Source organism: Chryseobacterium sp. KBW03, assembly GCF_003852415.1.
GTDB classification, from domain to species: domain Bacteria; phylum Bacteroidota; class Bacteroidia; order Flavobacteriales; family Weeksellaceae; genus Chryseobacterium; species Chryseobacterium viscerum.
Map to the genome: position 1 here is coordinate 112,786 of NZ_QAJO01000002.1, position 21,749 is coordinate 134,534.

A 21,749-nucleotide genomic window follows, 5' to 3' on the forward strand; every position below is an offset into this window, starting at 1 on the left:
TACACGGCAACAACTGCCTATTGACAATCAGGCACAACGGCTAACTCCCTCAGTTATAATTTATCAATCCTGTAGCAATACAGGATTTTTTCTTGAATTAACGATAATAATATAGCATAATTTAACTGACAATCCAAAATAATATCTAATAAATAATTATATTTGGAAAACGAAAATATCAATTATAAAAAAATGAGAAGAAACCTTACTGTTTTATTTGCTTTATTAGCCATAAGTTTTGCTTTTGGACAGGGAAAATATGGCAAATATCTGAATTCAAAAAAGCTTGCTTTAGCTTATAAGAGTGTGAAAGATGCAGATAAAGATGACTACTATCAACAATTCTACTGGCTTGTAAAAGCAGAGCAGCTGAAAACGTATCCTCACCTTAAAGATATAAAACCAATCGTTTTATATGAGTTTGTAAAATATGTAAACCCTCAGAATCCAACAAAAAAACTGGATGGTAGAGCCAAAGAACTAAGGGCTACAGCAGAATTATCATTAAATCAATATTTTAAAAATAAAAAATTTGAAAACAATTCTGTTTTAATGTACAACCTTGAAACGTATGTAGATCCTTCAAAAGGTCAGTATTATACAAAGGTAGATCCTGAAAAAATCAAGGAGCTTGTACCGAAAGAATTATTTGCTTTCAACTCTGTCAACAGAAATGTAGGAGAAGAAAAAACATATTACCTTTGGATCGATAAGAAAAAAGACGATCTGAACATTGTAGATATCATTCCTAACGAAAAAGAAGATAAAGCTTTCTACGCTAGACTGAAACAATATCTTCCAAGCTATAAGTTTTCAAAATATGTCCCTTCTGTAAAAAAAGGAAACAAATCTGATAAAACGGATATCGATTACTATTACATCATGCCGTTTGAACAAAACACTGATAACATTGAATATAAAACAAAGGATTTCAAAACTTTCATCTTAAGCCAGTATAGAAAAGCCGGTGACGAATGGAAAGGAGTAGAAAAACCTAGAAAATAAATCAAAAAGTCCTGTGAAATCTCGCAGGACTTTTTTAATTTTATATGGATTTCCTGATCTAAAGATCAAACCGCTTAAAGCAAGCAATTTCTTCACATAAAAATAAGTCTGGAAGTTTTTTGACTGCCCAGCCTATACCCAATGACAGAAGTAAGCACACAACAGACGTCCATAAAGAAAATACTTCCCCTGATTCTCGCTACTGCTATTTTCATGCAGATGCTGGATTCCACAATTCTGAATACTTCCCTGCCTTCTATTGCAAAAGACCTCAAAGAATCTCCGCTCAATATGCAGAACGCCATTATCAGCTATGTTCTGACTTTAGCGGTTTTTATGCCTGCCAGCGGATTTCTTGCCGATCGGTTTGGGACAAAAAAAATATTCATCTTCTCATTGGTATTGTTCAGCTTAGGTTCTCTGTTTTGTTCCCTGTCTCAAAATCTTACCCACCTGGTTATTTCAAGGGTTATCCAGGGAGTTGGAGGAAGTTTGATGACCCCTGTCGGAAAGCTTGCACTGATCAAAACATTTGATAAAAGCGAATTGCTCAAGGCCATGAACTTTGCCATTATCCCAGCTCTTATTGGTCCCGTACTGGGTCCGTTAGTTGGAGGATATATGGTAGACTATCTTTCCTGGCACTGGATATTTTTGATCAATATTCCCATTGGTATTTTGGGAATTATTTTGGGATTAAAATTCATGCCCAATTATAAATCTGATGATGTAGATTTTGATTTAAAAGGCTTCTTAATCTTTGCAGCCGCCTCTCTCCTACTTTCCATTTCATTGGAACTTTTTGGAGATATGCAGAATATCTCCCCTGTTTTGCTTGTATTCATCATGGGCTTCCTGTTCCTGTACTATTATTATAAACACGCTAAAAGAGGAGGAAATCCTATATTCCCATTAAATCTGTTTCAGGTAAGAACTTTCCGGGTAGGTATTGTAGGAAATCTTGCCACCAGATTAGGAATCAGCTCTGTTCCGCTACTCCTTCCACTCATGATTCAGATTGCGTACAAACAATCTGCTGTAACTTCAGGCTGGATCATTGCCCCCATGGCTTTAACAGCTATCTTCGGGAAATCATCTGTTATTAAAATTTTAGATAAATATGGTTATCGCCAGACTTTAATGGTAAATACGTTCATTATTGGTACCCTGATCTGTCTGCTCGCTATTCCTGATATACACACTTCTTTATATTGGTTTGTGCCTATTATCGCTGTACTAGGTTTTTTCAACTCTATACAATTTACCTCTATGAACACTATTTCTATTGCCGACCTCCGGAATTTCCAGACCAGCAGTGGAAACTCATTAATTTCGGTGAATCAACAGCTGGCCATCGGATTTGGAATAGCATTCGGGCTGATTGTTTTAAAACTATTTGAAAATACAGACCTGATCAAAGGTGAAATTCACAATGCATTCCGGTACACATTTCTCACCGTAGGAATATTGACGATTATATCTGGATTTGTTTTCAGAAGACTTCATATTTCGGATGGAAAGAACATGAAGTCGAAGGAAGAATAGTCAAAAATCACAATTCCGAACATTTGCCTTTTCACTCTTTACCCTTCCTACGAACTTATCACAGATCAATGCTTTTCGTTGATAACTATGATATTTTTGCTTATATAAAAAATCAACAATGTGATGGCAACTAAAAAAGTAGAAATCGTAGTATCTCCACGACCTGCACATTTTGTAGGCGATGGTTTCAGGGTTCATAATTTTATTCCGGGAGCACCTGGTTTAGAAATGAAAAGAATGGATCCGTTCATTATGCTGGATTACAATTCGAAATTTCATTTCAATGGATCAGAAATACCAAGAGGTGTGGGAGTTCATCCGCACAGAGGTTTTGAAACAGTAACCATAGCTTATAGCGGAAAGGTAGAACACCATGACAGTGCCGGAGGCGGCGGCGTTATCGGAGAAGGGGATGTTCAGTGGATGACTGCTGCAAAAGGAGTTCTTCATAAAGAGTATCATGAAACAGAATGGGCAAAAGAAGGAGGAATTTTTCAGATGGTTCAGCTTTGGGTAAATCTTCCGGCAAAAGATAAAATGAGCTGTCCAAAATATCAGGCGATTGAAAACTCTGCAATGGAAAGAGTAGATTTAGGGGAAAATGGTTTTATAGAAGTAATTGCCGGAGAGTATGGCGGTCATAAAGGTCCCGCTTCTACTTTCACCCCACTTCATATGATGAATGCAAAGCTTAAAGCAGGAGGAAAAGCTGAATTTAATTTTCCATCTCATTTCAATACTGCCGCTTTGGTTATTGAAGGAGGTATCATCGTCAACGGTGAGGAAAATGTGAAAACTGATCATTTGGCACTGTTTAAAAATGAGGGCGAAATTTTCACCATAGAAGCAAAAGAAGATTCGATTGTTTTGATCATCAGCGGTGAGCCTATCAACGAACCCATCTTTCCTCATGGCCCTTTTGTAATGAATTCCAGAGAAGAAATCATGCAGGCCTTCGAAGATTTCAATACCGGAAAATTTGGATATCTGGAAGATTAAAAGATTTAAATTTATCTTAATCTTTGATTATTCCTTTTTTTATTAACTTTATATAATGGCAAACCTTGTAGGTTTTAGAAACCTATAAGGTTTAACTGTCATAATGAGCAAATCCTGTTAAAAAAACAGAACGCTCTTAATACAAAATACATGAAAGCAGAATTTGAAAATATCTCTCTCGTAAAAGCAGAAAAAAGATTTGAAATAGAATTCAACGGGCATTACGCATTTATCGATTATCGTGAGACGACCCACCAGATTGCTTTGATCCATACAGAAGCAGAACCTGAATTGGCAGGAACCGGTGCCGCCTCTGCCGTAGTCGAGAAAACACTGAATTATATTGAAGAAAGTGGAAAAAAGCTCCTTCCATTCTGTCCTTACGTTTTTGCTTTTATCAAAAAGCATCCTGAATGGAAACGTATCGTGGATGAGAAATTTGAAGGATATGACAAACTTTAATCCTTCACCAAAACCACTTATTTATTGAATAACATTTTAAAAAGTATCACATCATCATGTCAAATATCGGACTTATCATTGAAGAAAAAGCAGCAGATATCGGAAACTTTCTGGTAGGAAGACTTCTTCCTTTCCGTGAAAAAAGAGCTGTTGGACCTTTCGTTTTTATCGATCATATGGGACCTTCGGAATTAAAGGATTATCAAAACCTTGATGTTCCGCCTCATCCGCATATCGGTTTATCTACGTTAACGTATCTGTTGGAAGGTTCTATTTTCCACAGAGACAGTATCGGAAGTGCTCTTGAAATAAAACCGGGTGCTGTGAACTGGATGACGGCCGGAAAAGGGGTTGTACATTCAGAAAGAACGCCTGAATATTTAAGACACACTGATAAAAGACTTCACGGGTTCCAGATTTGGGTAGGACTTCCGAAGCACCTTGAACAATCGGAGCCTACATTTCATCATAGTGAAGCGGATGATATTCCGGTTTGGGAAGAAGATGGCATTCAGTATAAATTAATTGCCGGTGAAGCATTTGGAAGAACGTCTCCGGTTCCTGTACACAGTAAGCTATTTTTCATTGAGATCAAAACAAAAGAGGCTAAGAAAATAAGCATTGGAAAAGATCTTTACGGAGAAGCTGCCATGTATGTGCTGGACGGAACCGTTACTACAGATGGAAACTCATATGGTTCAAAACAGCTTATGGTTGCTAAAGATACCAAGCTTTGTGAATTTGATATGAGCGAAAACGGAACAGTTTACCTTTTTGGGGGTGAGCCATTTGATGAGGAACGTTTTATATTCTGGAATTTCGTTAACTCAGATAAAGAAAAGCTCGACCAGGCTAAAGTAAACTGGAATGATCAGAATCATGATGCTTTTCCTTTGGTTCCGGGTGACGAAAAAGAATATGTTCCGCTTCCTAAGGCTATTTTAAACAGAAAATAAATTCAGTTCAGATCATGAAAATATTAGCATTTGCCGGAAGTACATCTTCCACTTCTATCAACAGGGAACTGGTAAAATTTGTTCTGAAAGATTTTCAGGATGAAGAAATCAATCTGATAGACCTCAACGATTTCACAATGCCTGTTTTCTCAGTAGATCTTGAAAAGAAAGGTTTTCCGGATGAAGCCCATCGGTTTTTAAAAGTTATTGAGGATTGTGATGTGATCATCTGCTCTCTTGCAGAACACAACCGTTCTTACAGCGCTGCTTTTAAAAATGTCTTTGACTGGTCTTCAAGAATTAATGTAAAAGTATTTCAGAATAAACCTATGCTTCTGATGAGCACGTCTCCCGGAGGTTATGGCGGCGGAAATGTGATGAATACAGCCAAAACATTTTTCCCACAGTTTGCAGCAGATATCAAGGATACTTTTTCATTACCGAAGTTTTATGAAAATTTTGATATGGAAAGCGGAGTGATCAATCCTGATATGCTGAATGATCTGAAAGATAAAATACAAAACTTTAAAAATCAGGTTAAAACGAATGACTAAAGGAAGATTAGAGGCATTCAGCGATGGTGTCCTCGCTATTATTATCACCATCATGGTACTTGAACTCAAAGTACCTGAGGGAAATAGCTGGACAAGTCTCAAACCTCTTCTTCCCAAGTTCCTGGCTTATATTTTCAGTTTTATTTATGTAGGAATCTACTGGAACAATCATCATCATTTGTTTCAGACAGTAAAGAAAGTAAATGGCAGTATTCTTTGGGCCAATCTTCACCTTTTGTTTTGGCTCTCCCTGATGCCAGTTGCCACAGAATGGATCGGCACTACAAGTTTTGCAAAAAACCCTGTTGCAGTCTATGGTATAGGGCTCATTATGGCGGCGATTGCTTATACCATCCTGGAGCATGTCATCATCAAATGCGAGGGTGAAGATTCAAAGCTGAAAGAGGCTATTCACTCGAAATACAAAGAATATATCTCTATTATATTTTATGTCCTCGGGATCGCTACTTCATTTTTTTATCCTTATATTGCCATAGGTTTTTATTATATCGTGGCTCTCATATGGCTGATTCCGGACAGAAGAATCGAAAAAACATTAAAAGAAAATTGATATGGAAACACACGAATATCCCAATGGTAACATTACTGTCATCTGGCAGCCTGAAAAGTGTATCCACTCTGCTATATGCGTAAAAACACTTCCAAAAGTCTACAATCCTAAAAAAAGACCCTGGATAAAAGCAGAAAATGCAACTCCGGAAGAACTTAAAAAACAGATAGACTTATGCCCTTCAGGTGCATTAAGTTATAAATTCAATACAGAAAAATAATGGCGGTAACAGTAAAAGCAAGTTTAGGAAAAACAAAATATTATACCGAAGTAACAGCCGGCGAAAATACGATCATCACTGATGAACCTATTGATAAAGGCGGACAGAATAAAGGTTTTAATCCTATGGAAATTCTGGCTACATCACTGGCAAGCTGTACAGCTGCTACGCTGAGAATGTACATTGAAAGAAAGGAATGGGATGTAGAAAACATCAATGTGGAAGTAGAACTTGAAAATTATCCATTAACAAAAAGAGCAGTTTTCAAAAGAGATATCACCTTTGAAGGTATTCTGGATGAGGAGCAGCTGAAAAGACTGCATACCATTGCTGATGCCTGCCCTGTTCATAAAATATTAACTAACGACATAGAAATACTAACTAAATTCTCATAACATGATCGAAGTAAAACAAAACAACGACGAAAAACACGGAAGTTTTGAAGCTTTCATAGATGGAAGACGCGCAGGAATGATGACCTATACCTGGGCAGGAGAAGAAAGATTTATTATAGACCACACGGAGGTGGAAGAAGCCTACAACGGAAAAGGTGTAGGCAAGGAAATGCTTCTGGCAGCAGTAGATTTTGCCAGGAAAAACGGGAAAAAGATTATTCCCCTCTGTCCTTTCGCTAAAGCAAGTTTTCAGAAAAGTGAGGAACTGCAGGATGTATTAGTGAATTAGTCACTGTTTCCTCCCTTACCATACAAACCTTTCAGAGTATTTCTGGAAGGTTTTTTATTTTTAAAATTTTAAACAAAATCTATATCCAGAGCACTTATAAAAATAAACGGTCGAGCAAATTAACGGTTCGCAATTCACTATAAAACTGACTGCTTTGTAAATTCGCAATTCACGACTGATCTTTTTTATATATTTGCTAAAATTTAAAAATCAAGCATGAATCCAGGAACTATCCTTTTGCTATTTGTTTTCATTTATTTTATCGGCCTTTTGGTGATTTCTTATTTCACCAGTAGGAACTCTGATAACCAGTCGTTTTTTATCGGTAACAAAAAGAGTAAATGGTGGCTCGTTGCATTCGGGATGATAGGAACCAGCTTAAGCGGGGTTACTTTTATTTCAGTTCCGGGAACCGTGGGTAAAATGACCGGCTCCGAATATATTTACGGTGGTTTTGAATACTATATGATGGTTATTGGGTTTTTCATCGGGTATTTTATTGTAGCAGCTGTACTGCTTCCCCTGTATTATAAGATGAATCTGACTTCCATTTACACCTATTTAGGGAGAAGGTTCAATGTGGAAGCCCATAAAATAGGCTCTATATTTTTTATTATCTCAAGAGCCATTGGTGCTACGGCAAGATTATACCTGGTGGTAAATGTTTTACAGATCTTCTTACTGCAGGGTCTTGGAGTGCCTTTCTGGGTGACTTCTCTTATTCTTTTGCTGATGGTCCTTCTGTACACTTTTGAAGGCGGTGTAAAGACAATTGTTATTACCGATACTCTGCAGACTTCTTTTATGATTATCAGTCTTGTAGCGTGTATCGTTTTTATTTTATCAAACCTGAATTTATCTTTTGGTGAAGCGTATACGATTCTGGAACAGAAAAATTATACTCATTTCATCAATTTTGATCCAAATTCTAAAACTTTTTTCCTAAAAACCATTTTGGGAGGGATTTTTATTACGATTGCTATGACTGGACTGGATCAGGAAATGATGCAGAAAAACATTTCTGTAGACAATCTTAAGAATTCAAAGAAAAACATGCTGACCTTTGCTGGAACTCTTCTTTTGGTAAATCTCGCCTTCTTATTTCTTGGAGGATTACTTTATCTTTTTGCGATACAGCACGGCGCTGAATATGGAACTCTTAATTCTGAAACGATAACTAATATTTTTGGATTTAAAGATTCAACAGGAAATATTAAAAATATAATGGGCGATGACCTTTTCCCTGCTTTATCACTTCAGGGATATTTTCCAATGGCTATTTCCGTTATTTTCATTATCGGATTGATTTCAGCGTTATTTCCTTCAGCGGATGGAGCTTTAACGGCTGTAACGAGCTCATATTGTGTAGATCTATTAAACCTTAATGAAGATAAAACCAAAACTGAAAAAGAGAAAAAACGCCTTCGTATGAAAGTGCATTTAATTTTCACAGTAGTTTTCTTCATCCTGATCATGGTCTTCAAAGCATTGAATGACAAGTCTATTGTTTATCTGATTATGGAAATTGCAGGGTATACATATGGACCGCTTTTGGGACTTTTTGCTTTTGGAATTTTCACCAAGTTTCAGATTTCCAGAAAATACTCCATTCTTGCGGTTACTCTTTTAGCTCCTGTATTGACTTATTTCATCAATCTGGCGGTTACAACTTATACAGATTACAGAATTGGGGTAGAACTGATTGTCCTTAACGGGCTCCTGACCTTTATTGGGCTATGGCTGGTCAAAAACAAACAATATTTAAAAGTTGTTTAATCTTTATACAAAATAAAAAAGGCTGTTTTCAATAGAAGACAGCCTTTTTTTATTCAATGGTGGATTGTTTATTCTTTAATCCACTTGATAGTTTTCTCTAAATTCTTAGATTTAACCTTGATCAGATAATCTCCTTTTATCAGGTGAGATAGGTCAAAAGTACCTACTTTATCATGATTCAATTTGTTATTTTCCTGGTTGAATACTAATCTTCCGCTTACATCATACACTGTAATATCATACACTTCATTTGATTTGGAAAATTTGATATTCAGAAGTCCTTTACTTGGATTAGGATATACTACGAATACATCTTGATTTGCAGCTGCTTCACTCACTCCCAACGTCTGAGTAATCGTAAAGTTAATAGGATTAATGTTGTAGAAAACATTTGTTTCTGCTGCTACCATAATTCTTGCTTGTGTAGTAGTCACATTAGGAATGGTAATAGTTTGAGAACCGTCATTCGGAGTGGAAGCTAAGATCACAGTAGGATACGTAAGACCTCCATCTGTTGAAAGGTAAATATTTACAGTAGCAGCATTCACAGGAAATGCTGTTGTATTTGCTACATCCCATGTTATCGTCTGAGTAGAATTACCTGCCCAGCTTACAGCTGTAGTCGGAGCCGTTACAGTGAACGGTCCTGAGTTTCCATCAACGGTAATGATTGCATCATCATTGGCAACGCCTGCACAGCCTGCATTATTATCTCTTACAGTCAGTCTGAATTCCATCGTTCTGGCATAAGATGGTAAAAACTCTCCTTTGCTTACTGTATTATTGATCACATCGGTAATTTTCGGGAAATATCTGTAAGGAACCGTTACAGGAACAAATGATCTGAATATAGCAGCATTTAATGTTGGCGTATTCCAGTCACCTTGCGGGCCTACATCATTCTGCTCCCAGCAGTAAGTAAGTGGATTGTTGTCTATATCTGAAGCGGATCCTTCTAGTCTAAAAGGTGTACTTTTAGGTATGGTATAATCACCTCCGGCATTTACGGTAGGAGCAAAATTGTTAGAAGGAATTGTTACCTGACATGATGTTGACTGAACTTTCGCCGTGATAGATTGGAATGATTTGGTATGGAAAATAGGAATACTGTTAGCTGCTAAGTTATTGACACTTCCACAGATACCGGCATAAGCCATAATGGTAATTCCACTTCCCGGCTCTACAGCATTGGCTGCACTACGGTTACCATTGCAGCTTCCTGTGACTGCATTAAAAGTATGTGGACCTCCAAACTGATGTCCTACTTCATGGGCAACATAATCAATATCATAAGGATCCCCCACAGGATTAGATGAACCGGTGATTCCTCTTCCTTTATTGGTAGCATTACAGATTACTCCCAGTCCTGCTAATCCACCACCACCAGTACTGAAAGTATGCCCGATGTCATAATTGGCATTTCCTATAAGTAAATCAATCTGAGTCTGGCTTTCGTTAATTAATGTACCCGCAGCATTATTTCCATTAAATGGGTCTGTGGCTGCATTGGTAAAGACTACATTGGCTTCATTATCAACCAACACCAATCTTGAAGCTACTTCCTGCTCATACACTCCATTTACTCTGTTCACAGAAGTTACAATTGCTGAAAGCGTTTGTGCAACAGTAGGCGTAGCTGAACCTGTTGCTGCTACTGCATATTCTCCTGTACAGGCTACTGCAAACCTAAAAACTCTAATTTGAGTTCCTACGCTTGGAGATGTGGTTTTTTGAGCGTTTTTTTTTCCCAGTGGAGAATCTTCTTCATCTTTTACTCCACAAGACCTTGGAGTTTTATCAATTAAGTCACTTTTCTTATAAATGATATAATTGTTAATATCCAGTTTTGCATAAGGATCAATATAAGTATCTCCAGCTACCACAGATTTTATCTGTGCATGGAATCCCAGTTCGGTAAAATCAAGTTTTATAGTAGCGTATTTATCATCCATTCCCTGTCCTGTAAAAGTAACGATCTGAGGGAATTGGCTGGCAAGTCCTGGAGCCATTACAGAAGATTTCCAGATTCTGAACTTTGCTTTTGTACCATCAGGCATTGGTAGTACAATAATGGGTGCTTTATCTTTACGATCACTGTCTTTCAATTCCGGAACGGAATTAAAATAGCTTTTCATTCCAGCTACATCCAAGGTATAAGTCAATGACTTTTCCGGTTGTACTGTTCTGTTTTTAGGATCTGCCTTAATAGACCTTTCACTGACCACTGTAAAGAAGTCCTGTGCCTTCCCTGAGGAAATGGATATGACGAATATCCCCAGATAAAATAATTGTTTAATTTTCATATATAATGGTATGTAATTTTTATTAATCCAAACAATAAGACCAAAAACTAAATAATTATTAGTTAAAGATCAATAATTCAAATAATATAGAATTATAAAACTAGTTAAATTATTCCAATTATCATATATTAAAATTCAAAAAAAAGCAATGTTCAATTGCAAAAAAGCAACAATCAGGCTACCACAAAGCATTCAACTTAATAAGTAAATTTTTAATTTTTCTCTTTATCAAAATAACTGATTTTATAGACTTTTAGCGTTTTACTTATCTTTGAAAACGATAATATAAATCCATTAGAAAATCCATTAGAATAAAAAAACAAAACGATTAAAGATTCCGGTTATTTCAATCTGGAAGACAGCCAGGCGGGAACACTATTAAGCTTTAAGTTTGTTAATAATATCGTTACTGAAATTTCCGTTTACCTCAACAAAGGCTGTTAAAAGCAGGAAAATATTCAAATCAGTCAAAATCCGGATTTTTATATCTGGATTTTTGCATTTCCATAAGCCGGTAAAAAATTGTAAATTCGCATGTAAATAAATCAGATATAATGAGTAAAAGTATTGAAGAGTTAAAAACTCTTACTACGCAGATCAGAAGAGACATTTTAAGAATGGTTCATGCTGTAAATTCTGGTCACCCAGGTGGAAGTTTAGGTTGTACAGAATTCTTCACAGCCCTTTACGGAAAAGTAATGAATTATACTTTGCCTTTTACAATGGAAGGTAAAAATGAAGATCATTTCTATCTTTCAAACGGACACATTTCTCCGGTATTCTATTCTACTTTAGCTAGATTTGGTTTTTTCCCGGTGCAGGAATTAAGTACTTTCAGAAAATTAGATTCAAGATTGCAAGGTCACCCTACAACTCATGAAGGTCTTCCGGGAATCCGAGTGGCTTCAGGGTCATTAGGACAAGGTCTTTCTGTGGCTTTAGGTGTAGCTGAGGCTAAGAAATTAGATGGAGACAACTCTTTGGTATATACTCTACATGGAGATGGAGAATTGCAGGAAGGTCAGAATTGGGAAGCTTTCATGTATGCTTCTGCTAAGAAGGTGGATAACATCATTTCTACAATTGACTATAACGGACAACAAATTGACGGAAGCACAGACAATGTACTATCATTAGGAAATCTTCATGCAAAACTGGAAGCTTTTGGATGGACTGTTTTGGAAGAGAAAAACGGGAACGATCTTGAAGCGGTAATTGCTATTCTTGAGAAAGCAAAAACAGAAACTGGAAAAGGAAAGCCGGTTGTTATTCTTCTTCATACAGAAATGGGTTACGGAGTTGATTATATGATGGGTTCTCACGCTTGGCATGGTAAAGCTCCTAATGATGAGCAACTGGACACAGCATTCAAGCAATTGTACCTAGAAGCTCCAGCTGATTATTAATTATTAAAGTGAAAGCTAAATTATTTTTTTTACTATTATTCATATCCATCAAATTATGGGGCCAGCGTTCCGTGGTTTTAAAATATGAACTGGATTATCAAAATGATAATAAAGTATATGTTGATAAGGATAATGAAATGATCATAAAAGAAATTAGCGCAGACGTTCCATACAATATTGAGATTATAAAAAACAGAAAATCTAACTATTATGGAGGGAGCATCAAAAAAACCTTCAACTTAGTAGTAGCTTCTAATTATAATACTGAGGTTAAAGATGTTGTAAATACCTATGAAATTTTATACAATGAGAATCAAGGAATCACAAGTATAAATGGCTTTACCTGTAAAGAATATGTAGTTCTAAAAAATAAAGAAATTTATTTCCGAGTACTTATTGATAGTGAAAATTCTATAAATAATACAGAATTACTAAATTTTATGACAAGCATTCCTTTTTCACAAGTTATTTTTCCCAAAGGTTTAATTATAGGCATTAAAAATGAAAAAGGTAAAATGTCATTTGAACTTAAGAAAATTACCAGTATCAATTTCAAAATTATATACGATATTGAGAATGACATCAAAAAAAACAATGAATTGGAACGTAAAAAATCACAAAAATTCAAATCTAGCGGTGTTTATTATACTCCCCCTAATTAAATTTAAATAAAAAAAATGAAATATACATATACAGAAAAAAAGGACACTCGTTCAGGATTCGGAGCAGGATTAGCTGAACTTGCAGATAAAAACCCTAATGTTGTAGCACTTTGTGCAGACCTTATCGGTTCTTTGAAAATGGAGAAATTCATTGAAAAAGCTCCGGAAAGATTCTTTCAGGTAGGGATCGCTGAAGCGAATATGATTGGTCTTGCTGCAGGTCTTAGCATCACAGGGAAAATTCCTTTTACAGGAACTTTTGCTAACTTCTCTACTTCAAGAGTGTATGACCAAATTCGTCAATCTGTTGCATATTCTAATAAAAATGTAAAAATCTGTGCATCTCACGCAGGTCTTACTTTAGGAGAAGATGGTGCTACCCACCAGGTTCTTGAAGATATCGGAATGATGAAAATGCTTCCTGGAATGACGGTAATCAATACTTGTGACTATAACCAGACAAAAGCTGCTACATTGGCGATTGCTGACCATGAAGGTCCGGTATATTTAAGATTCGGAAGACCGGTAGTTCCTGTTTTCATCCCTGAAGATATGCCTTTCGAAATCGGAAAAGGAATCATGCTTCAGGAAGGTACTGATGTAACGATTGTTGCAACAGGACACCTTGTATGGGAATCTCTTCTGGCTGCGGATGAGCTTGAGAAAGAAGGTATTTCTTGTGAAGTAATCAACATTCACACGATCAAGCCTCTGGATGAAGAGATCATTTTAAAATCTGTTGAAAAAACAGGTAAAATTGTAACGGCTGAGGAGCACAACTACCTTGGTGGTTTAGGAGAATCTATTGCGGGTATGCTTGCAAGAAAAAGACCTACAAAACAAGAATTCGTAGCGGTAAATGATACATTCGGAGAGTCTGCAACACCTGCGGAATTGATGAAGAAGTATAAAATAGATGCTGCTGCAGTGAAAGAAGCTGTAAAGAGAATTTTAGCTTAAGATAAGCTATTTTATATAGACAAAACACGGCGGTTTCAAAGAAACCGCCGTGTTTTTTTATTGTAAAAAGTTGATTGCCGCTGATAACCACCCCGTCAAAAATTCTTTGAATTTTCGCCACCCCTCCGGAGGATGGGAATGGTAATACTTATGATCGTCATTTGAACCTCAACCTTACTTTTTGTTACTGATTTATTGTTCCTGCTGATTTAGGGGAATTCCTACAGCAATCAGAACAGGAGATAAGATTTCCTGTATGTACTCATCTTCTCTTCTGCCGGAAGCTTTTGAACCGGAAAAATAATTGCTGATTCTATAGTTCTTTACAAACTGATTTCTCTTCTTTCCGATCGAATAATAATACGTTCCTCTTTCATCATTAACAAAATAGGTCATTTCATCAAAGTTCATGAGCTTTTTGGAAATCAACAGTTTTCTGTAAATACACTTCTCAGATTTATCAAATACATATTTCACAGGAACTCTGAAAACCAGGTCAAACAGAAAGTAAATCATGTAAATTACCCATATTCCCAACGCGATATTAAACTGGTCTCTGGACATTTTATCCATAAAATAATAGATAATCACTGGAAGGGTAATCACCCCCAGAGCAAGCCACCACACCAAAGTACGCAGGAAATTGTAATTGGGCATAAAGCTTATTTCACTTCCGTTTTCTTCAAATTTATAACGGTCTGTTACGTTCATTGTCTGCTCCGTTGATGTTCATAATATCTTCTGTTTCGTTTACCATTTTCTGTATTCCTTTTTGGGTAATGGCCTGTCCTATCGTAAGTTTCTTTTCCTTACCCTCTACTTCAAAATAAATAGACAGTATTACATTGGTGGTAATAAAACCCATATATTTTGTTGCCAGTACATGAAAATTTCTGAAATTCTCTATCGGATAGGTTCTTGCCGGAACAAAAATGGTGTGTTTTCCTGTAATGGTCATTCGGTCCATATCAATGATGAATTTCTTGGTAAAAAAATTAATCGAAATAAGCACTACCACTGCAATAAGAACGTAGCTAAGAGTTCTGACACTATTAAAGAGTAATCCTGCTACGATCAGAAAGAAAATACAAAGCACCATTACAAATACGGGCTGATTTTTAAAGATATATTGGTTTCCTTCTTGTTTGTAAAATTTGTAATTGTTCATAATTAATATAATTGTTGTTGATAATTTGATTTGGGGTTTACTGTTATAAAAATAGCTTTATCATAGATTCCATCTATTCAAAACGTTGGGCAATTTCATCCTCATTAAGGGTTTTCAGAGTATTCAGATCTGTTCTGAAATAAGTATCGTGAATGGAGAAATAGGCATCCATTTGTATATTGGTCTGGTCTGCTGCTTTTTTCCAGCATGTATAAAACCACTGTTCAAACAGGCGGGACTTTTCATCATTATATTCATCCAGAATTTCATCAAAATCATCCTCTTCATAATCATCCTGAAAATCTGAAGCTTTCTGCCATATTTCTTCTGGAATCAATGCAGTCCACTTTTCATCATTATTCTTGTTCTTTTTTGCAGGCAGGGATATTGTTTCTGTTGTGATTTTACCTTTACTGTCAACACCCCAGAAGACGATATTCAGATATTCAAATTCATATTCAAAATAAAAAGCTTTGATATCGGATTGAGTAGTGCCATGAAGGTAATTAATTCCTTTACCTTCCAACAAGTGAATCAGATCTTCAGTAAGCGGTACACTGATGTTATTCAGATAGTGTTCAAGTTCAATATTAAGTTTCTTAAGATCTTCCATAGCTGTATTCATTTAAGAATTCAATATTATCTCGCGATTTCCCTTCCTACCCATTTCTCAAGCTCTGAAAACATGTCATCGATAGTCAGAACTTTCAGATCCGGATGATTTTTCAACCATTGGGCATGAAGCGCTGTTAAGTCTTCCTCAAGGCTGTAAAATGAATCATTTTTCAAGGTATCTCTTGTGGGATTGGAACCAAAATATTCGCTTTCCAAAAACGTTTCCAATTCCTCTTTCTTCAAACTCTCTACCTTTGAGGACTGTTCCAGAAACAAATCTAAATGTTTCTGAGCTCCTATTTTCTTTAACCCTTCTCCAATGATCTTGTTAAGTTCTGCCGACCATCCGGAGTTCCACACAAACTGAGAAAAATTTCCGTTTTTATACTGACTGATGTAATAATCAACATAGTAACTGGTAATTGAATCTTCATGCATATTCTCTTCTTCAATTCCTTCTTCGTCTAAGAGGCTTACCACAGAAATATTGGAGCGGATTATATCATAAGGATCGCTGCTTTTATAAGAGGCTTCTGAGACAATTATTTTATCGGTCTTCATATGTATATATTTAAAGTGTTTTTTTAATTCCTCATTCTTTTAATTGCCCCAGGTAGCCATCCAGTCCAGATATTCACTTTTGTATTCATTATCATTGAGTCTGATGATAATATCCTGCAGATCTTTTGTCTCAAACTCATACTCTGAAACCGTAAATATCAGGAAAACATCTTTGCCTGTGATTTGTGTAAAAAAGTTTTCATTTTTAAGTTTCTCCAACACTTCGATGCATGTAGAATAAAGTGTAGTCTGAAAACCTTCAAACCACTGATCATCATCGTCATGTTTATCCAGTTCCGTCCTCAATTGAGTACAGATTTCATTGAATTCTTTATCGGCTCCTTTCATTTCATAGATCCATTCTGCCGGCTCATATTTATAATAAAGAATGTCGTCTTCATCTGCCGTTTCCATTACTTTCATTGTATTGGCAGCAGGACATACCGTCATTGCTCCCTCGTCACTGTACAATGCAAAGCTGTAAATTCCTTCGGCTCCATGTTTTTCATACACTTCTAAAAAAGCCTTCTTAGCAGCATTTTCTATCTGCTGTTTCAAAATTTCAAAATCCATACTTCTTTTCTTTTTTAAAATGGGCGGTAAAATTACCTTTATCCTGCCAAATCAACGCATTATATTTTCTAGAAGTCTAGCCAGTTTCATGATTATGGATAATTTATTTTAGAATTTTATGATCATCAGACTTGCAATTTCTTCGATCAATCCTCAAAAATGTAACTATGGTCAAGAATATATCCTACTTCTCTGAGAATATTTTTTTTCTTTGATATTCTGTTATATCATATCTCAATCCAGTGATATTTCCGAGAAAATTTGTTTGTATAAGCATAGATATTTCTTGCATGATAAGAATTATCAATGATTTTCTGAGCCCAAAATCTTCATTTCGATAATGATTACCCGAACATTTTTGGGCAAAAGTCTATAGAACTAAAAATTTTCTCACCAAAAAAGACACTAGAACCCTGATTTTCAATACTCATTTAGCTTATTGTACAATAGAATATATTCCCGTACAACATATTATAATGATCTGATATTTTCTTTACATGATCAGACTTCACTTTATACTTTTCCAAATTTCAGATATTTCACCAAATCCAAGCTATAATCCACGTCAAAATTTGTATTTGTGCATAGAATAAAAAACAAATGAATTGCACATTTTATCTCCTCGAAGTGATCTAAATATTTATAGTTTTACCCCAATCAACGTTGACGAAATACATTCTACATCTTTGCATTGTATGTGTACAGTACATGAAAATATGTGAAGTATTCAATCCCAATGTCAGGGTTTATATGGCACAAATGATTTTACACAACACAACAAAAAATTATCAACATGAAAAAATTAAATGGAATGAAGAGAGACTTCTCTTCTTTAGAAAACAAGAAGTTAAATGATTTATCAAAAATCAACGGAGGTCTATTGATGGCTGAAACAACCATGCAATGGACACATGAAACAGGAAGTGGTTCTGATACAGGTGTATACAGAGATAATAAATTAGTAGCTGTTATCACAGAACCTGCTTAAGCATTACATTTAAACTATTAGGAGCTAAAGAGAGAATTTCTCTTTAGTTCTTTTGGTTTAATACGAAATCAGAGTATCAATTAAAAATTTTTCAAAATGTATAGTTGTACAAAAAAATACTTTAAAATTAGTAGCATTTTTTTTGTTGCCAGCTACTTTATTTTAACTTCATGTCGAAATAATAAACTTGATTACATTGCATATTACAACAGTGTAAATTCAATTGACAGTATCTACAGAATGAAGAATGATACTCTTACTGCTATAAAAAAATTTAAAAGAGTATTCCGAAATTTTGAGCCACGAAATGATGAAAGAATGGAAGAATACGAAAACTATATTAAGTTTTCAGATAAATACAATAAAAATTTTGGAGGAAAAAAAAGTCTATATAAACTTATACCCTTAGTTGCTCCATATTGGAAGTTCAAACGAGAAGATACAGATTTTTTTAAACTATATAAAAAATATGGTATTGATAGTATTACAGTAGAGCAGAAGGTAGTAGAATGGAAAAATTCGTTAAACAAGCAACTTATTGATTCTTTTAGAATTGCATTTATCAGAGATCAGGCAAAGGATTCAATAACTGGTCAACAATCACTAAATAATTTTAGAAAAAATGCTGCATTGCTAAAGTGGACATTAAGAAACTATGGCTACCCATCAATGCAAAAAATAGGACTTGAAACAAATGATGGTGTTTTTATGCCAATGTTGATTTATTTAAATCATATGGCACAAATAGAAGACTATGAGTATTTCAAAACTAAACTATTGAACTATGTAAAATCCGGTGATCTACCACCACGGGATTATGTAGAAATGGTAGAAAGACATGTTCAGGTTAATCATTTAAAACCTGTATATGGTGTAAAAAGTACTGATGAAGAAATTATAAAAGATTCTGTGAATATTAATTACAATAGAAAACTTATCGGCCTACAAAGTCTTAAAGTTAGAAGAAAAATAACAAAAGAATTTTTAAAAAATAATTCAAAGAAAAAATGATATTAATAATTTCTGATAATAATGATATTTCAACTACAGAAGTTATCAAATGGCTTTTAGTAATGCAGAAAAAATTTATCCGAGTGCATGAGGACGAAATATTTGAAATCAAAATTCGGAATAAAAGTATTTTTTTAGAAAGTGCCCGGAACACTTTTTTTCTTAATGATATACTTAGTGTGTGGTATAGAAGGGGAGGATTGAATTTTAAACGTCTTCGATATAAAAATAAGGCTATAAATATCAACATGAATGAAGCACAGCACTGGCTAGAAGATTATGTGAAGAAAAAACTTGAATCTGTAAAGCATATCAATAAAGAAAGTAATAGTTTGGTAAATAAACTCTTGGTATTAGAGGAAGCTGAAAAAGTAGGTTTAGATGTTCCGCCATACTTTATATCTGAGAATACTGATGATGTTATTTTGGGAAAAACAATAGTAAAAACCATAGCAGGAAACCCTATGCTAGAATTTTTCTATAAAAATTCAAATGGGATGATGTTTACTTCAGTAGTTGAAGAATATGAAAAAGAAGATTTCTTTCCTACTCTCTTTCAGGAAAAAATTGAAAAGGATTTTGAGATAAGAACTTTCTATTTAAATGGGAAATGTTGGTCGATAGGTATTTTTTCACAAAATGACGAACAGACAAAAGTTGATTTTAGAAATTATAACTATAAAAAGCGCAATAGAAATATAAGATATAATCTTCCAATCGAGATCGAAGAAAAAGTTCATCAGCTGATGCAGCTTCTTGATCTGAATTGTGGTTCTTTGGATTTTATGAAAAGTGGAGATAAGTTTTATTTTTTAGAGGTAAATCCAATAGGGCAATTTGGATATTTATCAAAAATATGTAATTACTCATTAGAAAAAGAAATAGCAGAATACTTATGAAAAATAGATTTGGAGAAAAGCATAAACTCCCACTAACATTTAAAAATATAACGAAATTTGGTAGTAAAGCTAATGCAAAACTTACCAGTGATACCGTATGTTTTTTAGAATCTAAAAAATATAGCTCTGATTTTTACATTCGTGAAAAACCCTTTAAACCACTTACAAGGTTATTATGAAAGCATTTACTTTTATATTCTATTCGTATTTAATAATTATGGTTTCATTTTTAAAGGCACAGAATACCAGCTTTATATATGAGCTTAATTATAAGCCTAATTCTGATAGCTTGAAAACTGAAAAAACCGTTTTCTATTTAGATGTTAAGGATCAAGAATATGTATTCCGGTCAGATAAATTTCGTGAATCTGATTCATTAAGGGCAAAAAGAGGTTGGGGAAACGGATTTGATATGGAATATAAAAATAAACAGCTTTATGTTTATAAAAAAGGCGGTAGCCGAGGGGTTTTAAAATATGTCTTTGTTCCTTTAATTTATAATATTTATGCTATTCCTGTTAATGAAGAATTTCATTGGAAAATTATTGAAGAAAAAAAGAAAATTGGCAATTACAACTGCCAAAAAGCAGAAGTAGAATATGGAGGAAGAAACTGGACTGCATGGTTTACAAACGAAATCCCTTTACAACAAGGTCCATATGTTTTTTATGGACTGCCAGGGCTGATTGTAAAAATTTCTGATGAAAAATTTGATTATGATTTTGAGCTCATTCAAGTAAGAAACTTTAAATGGAAAGAGCTTTATACAGATAAGTTTCAAAAGAAAATTAGTTGGGAAGACTTTCAAAAACTTCAAAAAAACTACTACACCGAACCATTATCTATGATCAAAAAATCTGATATAACATCTTTTGATGAAAACGGAAATATAATAAAAACCAACTTTAAAGAAATGAGAGAGAATATTCAAAAAAGAATTCGGGAGAAGAATAATCCTATTGAGTTAAATTATAAAGTAGAATATAAATAACTAATATATATGAATAAATTAAGTTTAATTCTGGTAGCATTAACTTCCTTTTGTTTCGGGCAAAAAATGAGTTTTATTTATGAGGTAAATTACCGATTAAGCCACCAAATGTCCGATCAGTTTATTACCCAAACTATGATTTTAGATTTTGTAGACAAACAATCTATCTTCAGAGAAAGTATGGATCGAAAATCTGATTCATTGAAAATGAATAATGGTTCACCAATGCTTTCTTCAGGCTTTGAAAATCAATTTTATATAAAGAAAGATCTTTCAAAAAATAAAATATCAAAAATAATCACAAACGGCCAATTCTGCTATTTTCTCCCTATTGAAGAAACCATAAAATGGGAAATATCTTCAGAAAAGAAAAAAATTGGAATATATAATTCTCAAAAAGCCGTTACTACCTACGGAAATAGAGAATGGACAGCATGGTTTTCTAATGATATCCCTATTAATGACGGTCCTTATATTTTTAACAATCTACCCGGATTGATTATTTCTATAACAGACAGCAGTGGAGATTATAAATTCGACCTAATACAAATTAAAAAATCCGTCAACTTATTTAATGCCAGAGAAAAAGCAATAGTCATTGATTGGAATAAATATGATCAATTAGCAAAATCATATTATGAGAACCCCAATGCTGAAATGGAACAAAAAATCAGAAATGCAAAAAAGGTCATCATGCAAGATGCTCACGGAAATGTTATTGATTTTGATATTAGGCAAATGAATAAAGACGAGCAAGAAAATATCAGAAAAAACAATAATCCTATTGAACTCAATCATAAAATCGAATATCATAAACTTTAAAATAATATAGATTCTCCA

25 protein-coding genes are annotated in these 21,749 nt (G+C 34.6%); 19 read left to right on the forward strand and 6 right to left on the reverse strand.

Translation table 11 applies throughout. From position 1 onward, the window contains the following. Positions 1-162 precede the first annotated feature (162 nt). From DBR39_RS02490 to DBR39_RS02540, 11 genes are all read left to right on the forward strand, one after another. Entirely contained in the window at positions 163-1,005 is an 843-nt protein-coding gene (locus DBR39_RS02490; RefSeq protein ID WP_228410086.1) for a hypothetical protein, read from the forward strand. A 141-nt stretch (positions 1,006-1,146) separates the two neighbouring features. Next, entirely contained in the window at positions 1,147-2,550 is a 1,404-nt protein-coding gene (locus DBR39_RS02495; protein WP_124530708.1) for an MFS transporter, read from the forward strand. Between the two features lie 123 nt (positions 2,551-2,673). Further along, a complete protein-coding gene (locus DBR39_RS02500) occupies positions 2,674-3,549 on the forward strand; it encodes a pirin family protein (protein WP_124530709.1) in 876 nt (291 codons plus the stop codon). Positions 3,550-3,699: 150 nt separating this feature from the next. Then, complete coding sequence (locus DBR39_RS02505) at positions 3,700-4,011, forward strand: GNAT family N-acetyltransferase (RefSeq protein WP_124530710.1); 312 nt, start codon at positions 3,700-3,702, stop codon at positions 4,009-4,011. Positions 4,012-4,067: 56 nt separating this feature from the next. Further along, on the forward strand, positions 4,068-4,967 hold the full coding sequence (locus tag DBR39_RS02510; RefSeq protein ID WP_124530711.1) for a pirin family protein: 900 nt from the start codon (positions 4,068-4,070) through the stop codon (positions 4,965-4,967). Between the two features lie 14 nt (positions 4,968-4,981). After that, the gene (locus DBR39_RS02515; RefSeq protein WP_124530712.1) at positions 4,982-5,521 is read left to right on the forward strand and encodes an NADPH-dependent FMN reductase; all 540 of its coding nucleotides are present in this window, start codon (positions 4,982-4,984) and stop codon (positions 5,519-5,521) included. Beyond that, positions 5,514-6,092 (forward strand): TMEM175 family protein, encoded by a 579-nt coding sequence (locus DBR39_RS02520; RefSeq protein WP_124530713.1) that lies wholly within the window; start codon positions 5,514-5,516, stop codon positions 6,090-6,092. Before DBR39_RS02515 ends, DBR39_RS02520 begins: the two co-directional genes overlap by 8 nt. 1 nt (position 6,093) lies before the next feature. Then, on the forward strand, positions 6,094-6,312 hold the full coding sequence (locus tag DBR39_RS02525) for a (4Fe-4S)-binding protein (protein ID WP_124530714.1): 219 nt from the start codon (positions 6,094-6,096) through the stop codon (positions 6,310-6,312). Beyond that, the gene (locus DBR39_RS02530; protein ID WP_124530715.1) at positions 6,312-6,707 is read left to right on the forward strand and encodes an OsmC family protein; all 396 of its coding nucleotides are present in this window, start codon (positions 6,312-6,314) and stop codon (positions 6,705-6,707) included. Before DBR39_RS02525 ends, DBR39_RS02530 begins: the two co-directional genes overlap by 1 nt. Position 6,708: 1 nt before the next feature. Then, positions 6,709-6,996 carry a GNAT family N-acetyltransferase gene (locus tag DBR39_RS02535; RefSeq protein ID WP_002984420.1) on the forward strand — a complete coding sequence of 96 codons (288 nt, stop codon included), beginning with the start codon at positions 6,709-6,711 and terminating at the stop codon, positions 6,994-6,996. 216 nt (positions 6,997-7,212) lie between these two features. Beyond that, the gene (locus tag DBR39_RS02540) at positions 7,213-8,772 is read left to right on the forward strand and encodes a sodium:solute symporter (protein WP_124530716.1); all 1,560 of its coding nucleotides are present in this window, start codon (positions 7,213-7,215) and stop codon (positions 8,770-8,772) included. A gap of 68 nt (positions 8,773-8,840) precedes the next feature. On the opposite strand, the gene DBR39_RS02545 is transcribed toward DBR39_RS02540, so the two are convergent. Further along, positions 8,841-11,075, reverse strand: coding sequence for a reprolysin-like metallopeptidase (locus DBR39_RS02545; protein WP_124530717.1), 2,235 nt, complete (start codon positions 11,073-11,075; stop codon positions 8,841-8,843). A 551-nt stretch (positions 11,076-11,626) separates the two neighbouring features. On the opposite strand from DBR39_RS02545, the gene DBR39_RS02550 reads away from it, so the two are divergent. The 3 genes from DBR39_RS02550 to DBR39_RS02560 are packed head-to-tail and all read left to right on the forward strand — an operon-like array spanning position 11,627 to position 14,103. Next, on the forward strand, positions 11,627-12,481 hold the full coding sequence (locus tag DBR39_RS02550) for a transketolase (RefSeq protein ID WP_262697052.1): 855 nt from the start codon (positions 11,627-11,629) through the stop codon (positions 12,479-12,481). An 8-nt stretch (positions 12,482-12,489) separates the two neighbouring features. Next, complete coding sequence (locus tag DBR39_RS02555) at positions 12,490-13,143, forward strand: hypothetical protein (RefSeq protein ID WP_124530719.1); 654 nt, start codon at positions 12,490-12,492, stop codon at positions 13,141-13,143. Positions 13,144-13,158: 15 nt separating this feature from the next. Beyond that, entirely contained in the window at positions 13,159-14,103 is a 945-nt protein-coding gene (locus DBR39_RS02560; protein WP_124530720.1) for a transketolase family protein, read from the forward strand. Between the two features lie 192 nt (positions 14,104-14,295). Here the strand turns inward: DBR39_RS02560 and DBR39_RS02565 are convergent, their stop codons facing one another. The 5 genes from DBR39_RS02565 to DBR39_RS02585 all read right to left on the reverse strand — a co-directional run bounded on the left by DBR39_RS02565 (position 14,296) and on the right by DBR39_RS02585 (position 17,020). Next, positions 14,296-14,814 (reverse strand): hypothetical protein, encoded by a 519-nt coding sequence (locus tag DBR39_RS02565; protein ID WP_228447750.1) that lies wholly within the window; start codon positions 14,812-14,814, stop codon positions 14,296-14,298. Continuing rightward, entirely contained in the window at positions 14,792-15,271 is a 480-nt protein-coding gene (locus tag DBR39_RS02570; protein WP_124530721.1) for a hypothetical protein, read from the reverse strand. Before DBR39_RS02570 ends, DBR39_RS02565 begins: the two co-directional genes overlap by 23 nt. Positions 15,272-15,344: 73 nt before the next feature. Continuing rightward, on the reverse strand, positions 15,345-15,884 hold the full coding sequence (locus tag DBR39_RS02575; protein WP_124530722.1) for a hypothetical protein: 540 nt from the start codon (positions 15,882-15,884) through the stop codon (positions 15,345-15,347). Between the two features lie 26 nt (positions 15,885-15,910). Beyond that, positions 15,911-16,447: a DUF4375 domain-containing protein gene (locus tag DBR39_RS02580; RefSeq protein WP_124530723.1), complete on the reverse strand. Its 537-nt coding sequence runs from the start codon at positions 16,445-16,447 to the stop codon at positions 15,911-15,913. Positions 16,448-16,486: 39 nt separating this feature from the next. Next, a complete protein-coding gene (locus tag DBR39_RS02585) occupies positions 16,487-17,020 on the reverse strand; it encodes a DUF4303 domain-containing protein (RefSeq protein ID WP_124530724.1) in 534 nt (177 codons plus the stop codon). A gap of 811 nt (positions 17,021-17,831) precedes the next feature. Here DBR39_RS02585 and DBR39_RS02590 point away from each other — a divergent pair. From DBR39_RS02590 to DBR39_RS02610, 5 genes are all read left to right on the forward strand, one after another. Next, entirely contained in the window at positions 17,832-18,008 is a 177-nt protein-coding gene (locus tag DBR39_RS02590) for a hypothetical protein (RefSeq protein ID WP_185147117.1), read from the forward strand. Between the two features lie 318 nt (positions 18,009-18,326). Next, the gene (locus DBR39_RS02595; protein WP_228447751.1) at positions 18,327-19,019 is read left to right on the forward strand and encodes a hypothetical protein; all 693 of its coding nucleotides are present in this window, start codon (positions 18,327-18,329) and stop codon (positions 19,017-19,019) included. Then, positions 19,016-19,918: a grasp-with-spasm system ATP-grasp peptide maturase gene (gwsG, locus tag DBR39_RS02600; protein WP_124530727.1), complete on the forward strand. Its 903-nt coding sequence runs from the start codon at positions 19,016-19,018 to the stop codon at positions 19,916-19,918. Before DBR39_RS02595 ends, gwsG begins: the two co-directional genes overlap by 4 nt. Positions 19,919-20,093: 175 nt before the next feature. Continuing rightward, complete coding sequence (locus DBR39_RS02605) at positions 20,094-20,909, forward strand: GLPGLI family protein (RefSeq protein WP_124530728.1); 816 nt, start codon at positions 20,094-20,096, stop codon at positions 20,907-20,909. Between the two features lie 9 nt (positions 20,910-20,918). Next, positions 20,919-21,731, forward strand: coding sequence for a GLPGLI family protein (locus DBR39_RS02610; RefSeq protein ID WP_124530729.1), 813 nt, complete (start codon positions 20,919-20,921; stop codon positions 21,729-21,731). Positions 21,732-21,749: the final 18 nt, after the last annotated feature.